A 12,699-nucleotide genomic window follows, 5' to 3' on the forward strand; every position below is an offset into this window, starting at 1 on the left:
GCCGGGCTCCTACAAATAGTGATCCCTGTATACTGCGCCTCTTGTCTTGAACACTGAGGTCGCCCATGCCATCCGTTATTTCCACCGACGTTCTGATTGTCGGCGCCGGGGTTGCCGGCCTCTGGCTGAATGCGCGCCTGCGCCGCCAGGGGTTTTCCACGGTGTTGGTGGAAAACGCCACCTTGGGCGGCGGGCAAAGTGTGAAGTCCCAAGGGATCATTCACGGCGGTGCCAAATACGCCCTGCACGGCGCCCTCACCGGCGCCTCCGAAGCCATTGCCGACATGCCGCGCCGCTGGCGTGAAGCGCTGGCGGGCAACGGTGAGCTGGACCTGACCGGCGTGCGCCTGCTGTCCGAAGCCCATTACCTGTGGTCGCCCGGCACGATTGCCGGCAACCTCACCAGCTTCTTCGCCAGCAAGGCCGTGCGCGGCCGTGTCGATCAGGTCAAGGGCGACGACCTGCCGCCCGCCCTGCAAGACCGTCGCTTCAAGGGCAAGGTCTATCGCCTGGCCGAGCTGGTTATCGACGTACCGAGCCTGATCGAACGCCTGGCCCAACTGGCCGGTGATGGTTTGCTCGCCGGGCAGCACATCGAGCCCTTGCTGGAAGGCAACACACTCGTCGGTTTGAACGTAGACGGTCGCGAGATCCGCGCCCAGCGCATCGTGTTGAGTGCCGGCGCGGGCACGGCGGACCTGCTGACCGCGCTGGGGCTGAGCCAGCCAGCGATGCAAAAGCGCCCCTTGCACATGATCATCGCCAAAGGCCCTGGCCTGAAGCCGTTGTATGCCCACTGCCTGGGCGGCGGCACCAAGCCGCGCATCACCGTCACCACCCACCCGGCCGCCGATGGCAACTGGGTGTGGTACATGGGCGGCGACATTGCCGAAGCGGATGGCGTGGCGCGCACGCCGGAAGAACAGATCGCCACCGCACAGAAAGAGCTTGCTCAGCTGTTGCCGTGGATCGACATGAGCCAAACCCAGTGGGCCACCCTGCGCGTCGACCGTGCCGAGCCACTGCAATCGGGCCTCACCCGTCCCGACAACGCCTTCATCGCCGAAGAAGGCCGCCTGTTGGTGGGCTGGCCGACCAAACTGGCCCTGGCGCCGGACTTCGCCGATCGAGTGATCAACAGCCTGGAACGTGACGGCATCCGCCCAAGCGCCAGCCAGCCCCTGCCCGACCTGCCAAAACCCGCCATCGGCGTACCTGCCTGGGAGCAACTGTTGCCATGAGCCTGCCCACTCTGCATGACCTGCATCGCCCCTTGGGCAGCACTGGCCTGATGGTCTCGCCACTAGGTTTGGGCACCGTCAAGCTGGGCCGCGACCAAGGGGTAAAATACCCCAGCGGTTTCCAGATTCCCGGTGACGAAGAGGCCCGCATGCTGTTGCGTCAGGCCCGCGAACTGGGCATCAACCTGATCGACACCGCGCCGGCCTATGGCATGAGTGAGGAACGCCTGGGGCCGCTGTTGCGCGGTCAGCGCAAGGACTGGGTGATCGTCAGCAAAGTCGGTGAAGAATTCGAGAATGGCCAGTCCAGCCACGACTTCAGCGCGGCTCACACTCGGATGTCGATCGAGCGCAGCTTGAAACGACTTGAAACCGATTTTATCGACCTGGTGCTGGTGCACTCCAACGGCAATGACCTGGAAATCCTCAACGACTGCGAAGTCTACCAGGCCCTGGCGGAGCTAAAAAAAGAGGGCAAAATCCACGGTTTCGGCTTCTCCGGTAAAACCGTCGAAGGCGGCGTGAAGGCTCTGGAACAGGGCGATTGCGCCATGGTCACCTACAATTTGAACGAACAGGCCGAGAAAGCCGTCATTGATTATGCGGCGGCCCACGGCAAGGGCATCCTGGTGAAAAAGGCCCTGGCCAGCGGCCACGTTTGCCTGGAACCTGGAGTGGATCCAATTCGTGCGAGTTTCATGCTGTTGTTTGCGCAAACGGGCGTCGCCAGTGCTATTGTCGGGACCATTAATCCGCTGCACCTGGCCCATAACGTGGCGACCGCTGCCCAGGTCATTCGTCAACTCTGATGCCGCCCACGCGGCCGACCCCGTCGCAAGAAGGAGCCGACATGCCGCGAACGCTCATAAGAAAAAACCCCAGCAACTTCAAGACACTGCCGCTGCACGTCGAAGCCACCCCCGAAGGCCTGAGTTACCAGAGCGTCGGCATGCCGCTCAATTTTGCCCAGACCCTGCAACGGCGCAAACCGGTGGAGGTCGCTGACCCCGAGCGTTTCGCCCTGGAACTGGCCAACCTCGGCGTATCGGTGCGCCTGACCCTGCATTGGCAGAACCGCGATTACTGGGTGCTGGTACGTCAACGCCGCCAGGACCGTGGCGATGTGGTGCTCAAGCTGATCTCAGGCTACGTCCCAGCCCATGAACTGAACCTGCCGCTGCACACCGCCATCCAGGAAATCGCCGAAGAGTGCCTGCTGGAGACGCCGGAAGGCTGGCTGGGCGGACGCTTCAATGACACCTGGCTACCGGCGCCTTATTCCGCCGCGCTGCATTACCGTGAAGCCCTGCCCTTTCGCCTCAGCCCGCTGTCCGGTGCCGCGCGCCCGGTACGTTGCGCCACCACCCAATTGATCGAGCGCCCGCGCGCTTATGTGCACCTGCCCACCGCCTCCCTGCAACTGATCTATGACCTGCGCCTGGAAGTGCCCAAGGAAGCCAAGTCCCTGAGCCTGTTCCATGTGGACGAGCGCCTGGAAGGTGATCAACTGGTGGCACGCCTGGACCGCCAGCGTCCTGACCTGTACCTGATGCCGCTCAAAGACGGCCAGCCCCTGGCCGAGTTGTACACCGTTAAGAAAGACCAGCTGTACCCGGCGAGTACTCGCGGCTTGTACCTGGCGGAAAGCTTCGCCCAGCAGGAAGGCTGGCTGGTGCGCGAGGAACGGATTCGCTGGAAGGATTGGCTACGCCAGCAGGGCTTGGCGGAGCCGGAGAAAGAGTCGAAATTGAAGCGCCTGGCACAGCGGGTACTGCGCAAGATTGTGCCGAAGAAAAAAGCCAGCCAATGATTGCAAAAACCAACCTGTAGGAGCCGGCTTGCCGGCGATAGCGGCCTGAAGGTTGAGGTGATCCTCAGGGCCTCATCGCCGGCAAGCCGGCTCCTACAAGGGTCAGATGTTGAGCAGGCGTGCGAGGCCAACCTTCAACGGGGTGGGCTCAGGCAGTGTGAAGCTCGCCAACAACCGCTGATTGTTCGCCCGCGAGTGGCGAATATCCCCAGAACGCGCCGGCCCGTAAGTCACCGCCGGCAACTTGCCGACAATCTCTTCCAGCGCCTGCAACACCTGCTTGAGGGTGGTCGTGCGGTTCCAGCCCACGTTAATCGCGCCCAACGGCGCGTTCGGCGCTTCAATCGCCTGCACCAACACGTCCACCAGATCTTCCACGTACATGAAGTCCCGGGTTTGCTCGCCATCGCCAAACACGGCAATCGGCACGCCCTGCTGCGCGCGTTCGCTGAAGATACTGATCACGCCGGAGTACGGCGAGGATGGGTCCTGGCGTGGCCCGAAGATATTGAAGAAGCGAAAGATCACCGGCTCCAGGCCATGCTGGCGACGGTAGAAGTCGAAGTAATACTCACCCGCCAGCTTGTCAGACGCATAGGGCGTCAACGGCGCCTTGGTGGTGTCTTCGTCAATCGATGCGCCTTCGCCATTGTTGCCGTAGACCGCCGCGCTGGAGGCATACACCACGCGCTTCACGCCGGCCTTGCGCATGGCTTCGCAGACATTCAAGGTGCCGACGAAGTTGCTCTGGTGCGTGCTGACCGGATCATCCACCGAGGCCTGCACCGAGGCCACTGCGGCCAGGTGCACCACCGCCGTTGCTCCGACAGTGGCACGAGCCACTAAATCGGCGTCGGCCACATCACCTTCCAGCAGTTCGACCCGCGGGTTGCCCTGCGGCAAATTGCTGCCCTTGCCGGTGGACAGGTTATCCAGCACCCGCACGCCGTAGCCTTTGGCAAGCAACGCATCGACCAGGTGCGAGCCGATAAAACCCGCACCACCGGTGATAAGCACCCACTTACTCATTGTTGCGGATTTTCTCGACAATAGCCGTGGTCGAGCTGTTCTCGACCAGACCCAATACTTTGACCTTGCCGCCGTAGGCACTGACGATATCCGCCCCTACGACCTGGTCGACGGAGTAGTCGCCACCCTTGACCAACACGTCCGGCTTGACCTGGGCCAGCAGGTTTTCCGGGGTCGCTTCAGGAAAGCTGATCACCCAGTCCACCGCTCCCAGGCCAGCCAGCACCGCCATGCGGCGGTCGACGCTGTTGATCGGACGGCCAGGGCCTTTCAGGCGACTCACCGAGGCGTCATCGTTGACCGCCACGATCAGGCGATCGCCTTGGGCGCTCGCTTGCTCCAGGTAAGTCACATGACCCGCGTGCAGGATGTCGAAGCAGCCATTGGTGAACACAATGCTTTCGCCATGGGCACGGGCATCGTCAATCGCCAGCAGCAGTTGCTCGATGGTCAGCACACCGCGTTCCGAACCTTCGGAGCGCTGGATCGCACGACGCAATTCAGGCGCGCTGATGGCAGCCGTACCCAATTTGCCCACCACAATGCCCGCCGCCAGGTTGGCCAGGGCCACCGCGTGGGGAAGCTCTTCGCCCGCCGCAATCGAGGCGGCCAGGGTAGAGATCACGGTGTCACCGGCGCCGGTAACGTCGAACACTTCACGGGCACGTGCCGGCAGGTGCATCGCCGGGTGGCCAGGACGCAGCAAGGTCATGCCGTGCTCGCCACGGGTCACCAGCAAGGCGCCCAGGTCGAGGTCGGCCATCAGCGCCGCGCCCTTGGTCACCAAGTCGTGCTCATCGGTGCAACCGCCGACGATGGCTTCGAATTCGCTGAGATTCGGCGTGATCAGGCTGGCTCCGCGATAAATCGAGAAGTCCTTGCCCTTGGGATCGGCCAATACCGGAATGCCCTTGGCCTTGGCGGCCTGGATCAGTTCCTGGTGATTCTTCAAGGCGCCTTTGCCGTAGTCGGACAACACCAGCACCTTGATGCCTTCGAGCAACTGGTCGACCTGGCTACTGAGGGCGAGGGCGTCGGTGCTGAAGGGTTCTTCGAAATCGATACGCAGCAGTTGCTGGTGCCGGCTCATGACCCGCAGCTTGACGATGGTCGGCTGGTGGGCAATACGCTGGAACAGCGCGCGCACGCCAGCACCGCGCAGGCTGTTGGCCAGGCTGTCGGCGGCTTCGTCGTCGCCGGTCACGCCGACCAGGGAGGCCGGGGCGCCGAGGGCGGCAATATTGAGGGCAACGTTGGCAGCGCCGCCTGGACGGTCTTCGATTTGCTCGACCTTGACTACCGGTACCGGCGCCTCAGGGGAAATCCGTGAGGTACCGCCATGCCAGTAACGGTCGAGCATGACATCGCCGACCACCAAGACAGGGGCTTGATCGAATCGCGGCATGGACAACTTCATGGAGCATCCCACATACAAAATGAACAGGGGCGCGATATTAGCACAGGGTGAGCGCCGCCTAGTTCGAGAGCGTTAACCGGGATGCATCACAGGATAAATCTGATCATTTTTTGAACAGCACGGCCAAAATGTGATCCACCGCGTCGGCCAGTTCGACCTCATCGGTGTTGATTTCGCAGTCGGCATGGACCGGCGCCTCATAAGGGCTGTCCAGGCCGGTGAAAGCCTTGATGCGCCCTTCCTGCGCCGCGCGGTACAAACCCTTGGGATCACGCCGTGCGCACACATCAATGGGCGTGCTGATGTAGACCTCGAAGAACTGTCCCGGCCCGAACAGTGCCTTGGCGGTCGCACGATCTGCGCTGAACGGAGAAATCGCCGAAACGATCACGATCAATCCCGCGTCCAGCATCAGCCGCGCGACTTCGCCAATACGCCGGATGTTTTCCTTGCGTGCCGCATCGCTCATGCCCAGGTCACTGCACAACCCGGTGCGCACGTTATCGCCGTCGAGCACGAAGGTATGCCGGCCCTGTTCGTTGAGCTGCACTTCCAGTGCATTGGCCAGGGTCGACTTACCGGACCCGGACAACCCCGTCAGCCACAGGCAACAAGGCTGTTGGTGCTTGAGCGCGGCCCGTGCGGCCACCGACAGCGACAAGGCGAAGGGGCGGATAGAAGCAAAACCCTGAGACAGCGACTGACTATTCATACCCCAAGACCTCGTAATCACGTTGATAGGCACGCCGGACCAGGCGGCGCGTACGCAAGGTGCAGAACTCCTTGACCGGCTCACTGCGTCGACCCAGTGAAACATTCAGGCGTGGCAGGGCAGCGCTCATACCGAGGCGCTCACACAACTGCTGGAAGTCTTGCTCCAGGGACTCCTGGCGCCCAAGAAAGTCCATGGCCATCCGGCCCATGTGATCGACCAGGAAATCGGTCTGGGGCGCGAAGTGCAGTTGGCGGTGCAGGTTGTCCGGGTGCAGCCAGTTACCGACGAAATGATCAAAGTCGCGGTAGCTGCACACCAGTGCCTGGGCGTGCAAATCACGGGTGCCCATATGATTGCTGCGCAAGTAGGTGTAGGCCGAATAGGCGCGCTCCAACGGATCGCGCACGAAGGCAAACTTGAAACTGCGCTCGCAGTGCTCGGGGAATTGCTGCTGGTACCAGTAATACGGCAGATGCCCCGGCCAGCGCCCGTCAAGCAGCGCCGAGCAGACACTGCTGCCGGCACACTTGGGCACATGGATAAACACGCAGTTGTGACGTTCGAAAGCAGGCGGAAGCCTGGTCACCCCTGACAGGGATTTGTTCACCGCCTGGCGATCCACCACCGACAAACGTCCTAGCAGAAACACCCGTTGGGGCTTGGGAAGCAATTTCCAGAACAGACGCTGCAACATTCCGTTACCCACACAAGAAGGTTAGCCCTCTCGTTCGTCAATCGAATCGAGAAGGCCAACATATCAAACGATAGGCAGCGAATTATTTGGCTTTGGTCAAGCCTGTAAGGGGCTTGATACAAACACCGGGGCGCATTGCGCGCCCCGGTATATCAGGTGATGTTGGCCGTTACCGGCTCATCCAGCCCCATGGCATGCAGGCGCGAGTAATAGCCGCCCATGGCCAGCAGTTCCACATGTGTACCGCGCTCGACAATTTCACCGTGGTCCATCACCAGAATCATGTCGGCTTTCTCGATGGTGGACAGTCGGTGCGCGATCACCAGGGTGGTACGGCCCTTCATGACCTTGTCCAAAGCGGCCTGAATGTGGCGCTCGGACTCGGTATCCAGCGCAGATGTCGCCTCATCCAGGATCAGCAGCGGTGCATTTTTCAGCAGTGCCCGGGCGATAGCCAAACGCTGGCGCTGACCACCGGAGAGCAGCACACCGTTTTCGCCGACTTCGGTGTCCAGACCTTTTGGCAGCTCGGCGATGAAGTCCATGGCATAGGCGTCGGTGGCGGCTTTCTCGATGTCTTCACGCGGTGCATCCGCCAGGTCACCGTAGGCGATGTTGTTGGCCACCGTGTCGTTGAACAACGTGACGTGCTGGGTCACCTGGGCCACGTGCCGGCGCAGGTTGCGCAGGCGGTAATCTTCGATCTCCACCTCGTCCAGCAGGATTTCCCCGGTTTCGTGGTGGTAGAAACGCGGGATCAGGCTGGCCAGCGTGGACTTGCCACTGCCTGAGCGCCCGACCAGGGCAATCATCTGCCCAGGCTCAGCGGTGAAGCTGATGTTCTTGAGTACTTCGCGATCGGCACCTGGGTAGGTGAAGCTCAGGTTGCGCACGTCGAGGCGACCGCTGACGCGATCACGCTCCACGGTGCCGCTGTCGACTTCCGGCTCTTCATCCAGCTGTTCGAAGATGCTTTCGGCACCGGCGACGCCTTTCTGGATGGTCGAGCTGACTTCCGACAGTTGCCGGATCGGCTTGGGCAGCAAGCCTGCTGCGGTGATATAGGCCACCAGGTCACCCGCCGTGGCGTCGCCGCGCAGCAGCAAAACCAGGAACATCAGTGCCGCCATGGCGGTATAGATCACCAGTTGCAGCATCGGCGTGTAGACCGCGCCGGTCTTGTTCATGCGTAGCTGTTTGTCGGTGTTGCCCTGGCTGGCGGCAGCAAAACGGCGCTCTTCGTAGCTTTCGCCGCCGAAGCTGCGCACTACGCGGTAGCCCTGGATGGTCTCCGAGGCCACGTGAGTGACGTCGCCCATCGCCACTTGGATCTTCTTGCTCTGCTTGCGGAATTTCTTGCTGGTGCTGCCCACCATGATTGCGATCAGCGGCAGGATCGCCAGCATGACCAGGGTCAGTTTCCAGTTCATCCACAGCAGGTAGCCGAACAGGAACACCACCGTCAGGCCTTCACGGATCACGACCTTGATCGCATCCGTGGCGGCACCGGTCACCATGGTCACGTTGAAGGTGATGCGGGAAATCAGGTGCCCGGAGTTGTGCGTGTCGAAATAACGGTTGGGCAATACCAGCAGCTTGTTGAAGAGCTGGACCCGCAGGTCATGCACCAGGCCCAGGGAGACCTTGGCCAGGTAGTAGTTGCCCAGGAACGAGCCGAGGCCTTGCCACGCGGCGATCAGGATGATCAGCAGCGGCACGGCCATCAACAGCTTCAGGTCCTTGAACAACGGGATCTTGGGCAGGAACACCACGTCGGGATTGCTCAAGCCATCCACGAAGTACTTGAGGATCCCGGCCAGCATCGGCTGGGTGGAAGCAAAGATCACGAAGCCCACGATACTCAGCATGAACATGCCGATGTACGGTTTCACATAGCCCAGCAGCCTGAAATAGATTTTCAGGCTGGATTCCTGGTCCGCTTTGGGCGGTGCGTCACTCATGTGTCGAGCTCACTGATTGGGTAGGACGCGAACTTTATCACATGCATCGGGATTGGCCCGAGCCCAGACCAAGACACTGGCCAGGGCGATCGGCAGCCAAGTGATGAACCATTCGGCCCGAGGGGTGCCTGTGAGGCTGGCAGCGTCGAACTGCATTGCCAGGAACGAAAACATCCATATACCAAGAATACCCTTGCCCAGGTCGGTACTACGCGCCTTCCAGGCTTGCCACAACACGCCGAGCCACACGGCGCACCACAGCAGCAGGCCGGGTAGACCCAGCTCAATGGTCACGTGGGTGAAGAGGTTGTGGGAGTGGTCAAAGTACTGGCCGTCGGTAAAGACCTTGTAGTCACCACCGAGCCCCAGGCCTGTCCACGGGCGTTCGGCGATCATGCGCAAGGCTTCCATGAAGATCTGTGGCCGGTAGGAGACACCACGGGCCAGCATCAAGGACTCCATGGCGATGAACACAGCCACTGCTGCCGCAATCGCACCGGCGGCCGTTACCACCGTGCGTCGATCGCGGCACCAGAGTGGCATCGCCACCACGCTCAGCAACAACGCAACCGCGGCACCACGGCTTTGGCTCAACACGACGAAGAGCCCAAGCAAGCCGATCGCAACGGCCCAAGCCACTTGCATCCATCGCCCGCGAGGCGGCCAGTGCAGCATCCAGACCGCAGCCACACCGATCACATACGCGCCAAGAATCGGATGGGACAGTTGCCCCAACCCCGCGAGGCGATCGGACCATTCACGGTGCTCGATACCATAGAACTTGATGATTGCAATCAGCGATGACAGGGCCAGACCGTAGCCACCCCACTGCAGCACGCGAATGATCCGGTCGGTCCTGCCGTCGGCAAGTACCGGAAAAAACAGCAGGAAGACGCCGACGTAGAGCAGACGCTTGGCTTCTCGGGAAGGGTCCTCAACATTGGTCCACAGCAAGCTGATCCCACCCCAGATCGCCATCAACAGAATCATCAGGCAGATCCAGCGTTGTGAGCGCCACACCTCTTTGAGCCGCTCACGCGCCGACCAGGCAAACACCATGGCCGGCAGCCAGAGAAACAGCGTCAACCCTTGTTGATAGATCTTGTTGGTTGGCGCGAAGGCAATCGCCACCAGAAACCACAGTAACCCGAAAATCATCCATACCTGTGCCCAACGACTTGCTTGCATCAACCGCTCCTGAATACGTCCATCCCGCCAACGCGGCATGGTTAAAACCCAAAACTTTCGGCATTATTACCGATCACTGTGCCCGCGACTCCTACAAGGCTTTCCGACGATGCAATGTTCAAGGCTTCCCCAAGCCGACTTAAACGCAATGATTGAAGGCGCCCGCATCCTGGAAAAGGACAGTTACGGCCCCAAAGTCTACCTGCTGGCTGACGGGAATATCCTCAAACTGTTTCGCCGCAAGCGCCTGTTCTCGTCGGCGCTGTTTCGTCCTTACTCCAAGCGTTTCATCGACAATGTGGCGCAGTTGCAACAACGTGGCATCCCCACCTTGACCGTACTTGCATTCTTTCAACTGGCCGCACCTGGCATGACTGCAGTGTTGTATCGCCCGTTGCCGGGTGAAACGCTGCGCCAGATTTCCAACAAGGAGGGCTTTGATTGGCAATCGAACCTCGACCCGTTGGTGGCACTTATCCGTCGCTTGCATGGTGCAGGAATCTACTTCCGCTCCCTGCATCTGGGCAATATCGTTGTCACACCTGATAACGAAATGGGTCTGATCGACGTCGCGGACATGCGCTTTTTACGCGCACCGCTTAACCCGGAACTCGCGCGGCGCAACTTGCAGCATTTCGCACGCTATATTGCGCGCGAGAAGCTGAACGAACGCTTTCCAATGCGCGCACTGGAACAAGCCCTGCTAGCGGCATGAAAACAGGCGCTGGGAGGTTTCACTGAAATCCTTCCAGGCTTGCTCCGGTGCCAATACCCGCGACTGAGCGTCGAGCACGTCCTGGGACGAAGTCGCGAAGGCGCGTTCCATCAAGCGGCTCCAGGCCTGTGCATTATCTGAAGGGGCGTACCAGCCGGCTTCCGCCAGTTGCTCGCGAAACACAGCCAATTCGCTGGTCAGTACGGGCACGCCGGCCATTACTGCCTCTTGCAGGATCAACCCCAAGCCCTCTTGCGTCGACGGAATCGCCACCCAGTCAAAGGCCCGGTACAGCGTCGCCGCGTCCGGCAAATGACCCGGCAGAAAAACCTTGCCCTGCAAGCCGAGCTGCTCGATACGTGCCTCCAGGGTATCCCTCGCCGCGCCCTCGCCGATAATCACCAGCCGCGCATCAGGTTGATGCACTGACACGCCGGCAAACGCCTCCAGCAAACAGCTGAATCCTTTGCCGTCGACCAATCGACCTACCGCACCCAGCACGGGCGAGCCATCCAACGGAAGGCCAAGACGAGTGCGCGCCTGCTCCCGAGAAAGCGTGGCAGCGCGAAAAGCCACGGGATCGAACGCGCTGCGCAACACCGTCACGGGTCGTTGCAGAACACGCTCGATCGAGTGAGCGAGCGTTTGCGAGACGGCCGCCACGGTCAGCTGCGCTGCCGGAAATTGTTCAAACAGTTTCTGGTCCGTCCGGCGCATGCGGGTGACGCCATGAAATATCACGACGGCGCGTACGCGCGGTAAACGCTTGAGCACCGGTAAGATCACCCGGGCCACGCCCACCCCATCAAGCAGCACAATCTCTACATCGTCAGGCAATGCCTTGCGGAAGCGCGCACGCATCAAGGGCATCAGCAACTTCCATAGATACCGGCCTTTGAGACGGGCAGAGGAAAGGTTCCACTCCAATGCCGGCTCAGCTTCTTGCGAACGACCTTGAAGCAACCAGGTATTGACCGGTCCACGGCATACAGCGTGGGAAAGTATCTGTTGATGAACCTTTTGCACCGAAGCGAATGCAGAACCACCGGCCCACATGATGTTGAGGATACTCATCGAAAAAATGACCTTTTGCGGCGTGGTGATGGCTTGTCGCCTGTACTTGGCTGCACTTAATGGATCAACCAGCCGATACTGACACCCAGTACCAGCATAGCTGCCAGTTTGATCCGCTCGCGTCGCTTGCGCCGTGCCTTGGTCAAGCGCTCTTCTGCCGTCGCCACATGCAAACCGAAACCGGTATGCAAAACCGCATCGCCCTCCAGAGTCACTGCCTCCAGGTTCAGTTGCGCGTAACGCTTCGATAATCCCTTCTCACCCTCGAACCCCGCATAGGGTGCGCACAAGTGATACTCCTTGATGCGCCGCAACCCTGGGTTCAACGAAAACCCCTGCCATTCAGGTTTGTCGGACAGCAGGGGATAACAAGGTACTGCGCCAATCACTTCACGTGGCCCCAGGTGAATATAGGGGCTGTGCACTTGCAAGTCGTAAACGTAGTTACGCAACCACACCTGCAAAATATCCGGCCGATGTTCCAGTATCACCTTGGAATCCTCGACAAAGCCGGGTCGATAAAACGCCCAATCATCCTCGCAATGGAATATGTAGGGGGTCTTGACCGACTCGTAGGCCAAGTCGATGGAAGCCAACTGCCCAAGCTTCGGCCGGTTGATCAAGAAAGTGCAATGACTGTGCCAGTGCCCTGGGACCGCAAGGCGTACGGCGTCATCACCGGAATCTTCGGTAATAACGACTTCGCGTATCGCTGCCGTATTGAACTGATCGAAGCTCTCGAGCGTGCGCTTCAACAAATCGAAGCGACCGCAACTGGTCACTACGAGCGTTATGTCGCTTTGATCGGAGAAGTGCATTCAAGCCTCGATAATATCACATAGCCATCATTTGCGG

The 12,699-nt window shown here is 60.4% G+C and carries 12 protein-coding genes; 4 read left to right on the forward strand and 8 right to left on the reverse strand.

Going from position 1 to position 12,699, the window contains the following annotated elements; genetic code table 11:
* Positions 1-65: 65 nt before the first annotated feature.
* The 3 genes from HX868_RS01030 to HX868_RS01040 are packed head-to-tail and all read left to right on the forward strand — an operon-like array spanning position 66 to position 3,051.
* Positions 66-1,241, forward strand: coding sequence for an NAD(P)/FAD-dependent oxidoreductase (locus HX868_RS01030; RefSeq protein WP_177001606.1), 1,176 nt, complete (start codon positions 66-68; stop codon positions 1,239-1,241).
* Positions 1,238-2,050 (forward strand): aldo/keto reductase, encoded by an 813-nt coding sequence (locus tag HX868_RS01035; protein ID WP_177001607.1) that lies wholly within the window; start codon positions 1,238-1,240, stop codon positions 2,048-2,050. Before HX868_RS01030 ends, HX868_RS01035 begins: the two co-directional genes overlap by 4 nt.
* Before the next feature lie 41 nt (positions 2,051-2,091).
* Positions 2,092-3,051 carry a metal ABC transporter ATPase gene (locus HX868_RS01040; protein ID WP_095014451.1) on the forward strand — a complete coding sequence of 320 codons (960 nt, stop codon included), beginning with the start codon at positions 2,092-2,094 and terminating at the stop codon, positions 3,049-3,051.
* A gap of 102 nt (positions 3,052-3,153) precedes the next feature.
* On the opposite strand, the gene HX868_RS01045 is transcribed toward HX868_RS01040, so the two are convergent.
* The 6 genes from HX868_RS01045 to HX868_RS01070 all read right to left on the reverse strand — a co-directional run bounded on the left by HX868_RS01045 (position 3,154) and on the right by HX868_RS01070 (position 10,055).
* Entirely contained in the window at positions 3,154-4,080 is a 927-nt protein-coding gene (locus tag HX868_RS01045) for an NAD-dependent epimerase/dehydratase family protein (protein ID WP_177001608.1), read from the reverse strand.
* Positions 4,073-5,497: a bifunctional D-glycero-beta-D-manno-heptose-7-phosphate kinase/D-glycero-beta-D-manno-heptose 1-phosphate adenylyltransferase HldE gene (gene hldE, locus HX868_RS01050; protein ID WP_016975611.1), complete on the reverse strand. Its 1,425-nt coding sequence runs from the start codon at positions 5,495-5,497 to the stop codon at positions 4,073-4,075. Before hldE ends, HX868_RS01045 begins: the two co-directional genes overlap by 8 nt.
* Positions 5,498-5,600: 103 nt before the next feature.
* Positions 5,601-6,209, reverse strand: coding sequence for an adenylyl-sulfate kinase (gene cysC / locus HX868_RS01055; protein ID WP_177001609.1), 609 nt, complete (start codon positions 6,207-6,209; stop codon positions 5,601-5,603).
* Positions 6,202-6,906, reverse strand: coding sequence for a sulfotransferase family 2 domain-containing protein (locus HX868_RS01060; protein WP_177001610.1), 705 nt, complete (start codon positions 6,904-6,906; stop codon positions 6,202-6,204). The genes cysC and HX868_RS01060 overlap by 8 nt, the downstream gene beginning before the upstream one ends.
* Before the next feature lie 152 nt (positions 6,907-7,058).
* Entirely contained in the window at positions 7,059-8,867 is a 1,809-nt protein-coding gene (msbA, locus tag HX868_RS01065) for a lipid A export permease/ATP-binding protein MsbA (protein ID WP_177001611.1), read from the reverse strand.
* Between the two features lie 9 nt (positions 8,868-8,876).
* The gene (locus tag HX868_RS01070) at positions 8,877-10,055 is read right to left on the reverse strand and encodes an O-antigen ligase family protein (RefSeq protein WP_177001612.1); all 1,179 of its coding nucleotides are present in this window, start codon (positions 10,053-10,055) and stop codon (positions 8,877-8,879) included.
* A 148-nt stretch (positions 10,056-10,203) separates the two neighbouring features.
* On the opposite strand from HX868_RS01070, the gene HX868_RS01075 reads away from it, so the two are divergent.
* A complete protein-coding gene (locus tag HX868_RS01075; RefSeq protein ID WP_177001613.1) occupies positions 10,204-10,770 on the forward strand; it encodes a BUD32 family EKC/KEOPS complex subunit in 567 nt (188 codons plus the stop codon).
* Here HX868_RS01075 and HX868_RS01080 read toward each other — a convergent pair.
* Complete coding sequence (locus HX868_RS01080) at positions 10,759-11,844, reverse strand: glycosyltransferase (protein WP_177001614.1); 1,086 nt, start codon at positions 11,842-11,844, stop codon at positions 10,759-10,761. The two genes, HX868_RS01075 and HX868_RS01080, sit on opposite strands and share 12 nt — an antisense overlap.
* A gap of 56 nt (positions 11,845-11,900) precedes the next feature.
* Entirely contained in the window at positions 11,901-12,662 is a 762-nt protein-coding gene (locus HX868_RS01085; protein ID WP_177001615.1) for a glycosyltransferase family 2 protein, read from the reverse strand.
* Positions 12,663-12,699 lie beyond the last annotated feature (37 nt).

The sequence above is a fragment of the Pseudomonas reactans genome (assembly GCF_013385825.1).
Lineage (GTDB): Bacteria > Pseudomonadota > Gammaproteobacteria > Pseudomonadales > Pseudomonadaceae > Aquipseudomonas > Aquipseudomonas reactans.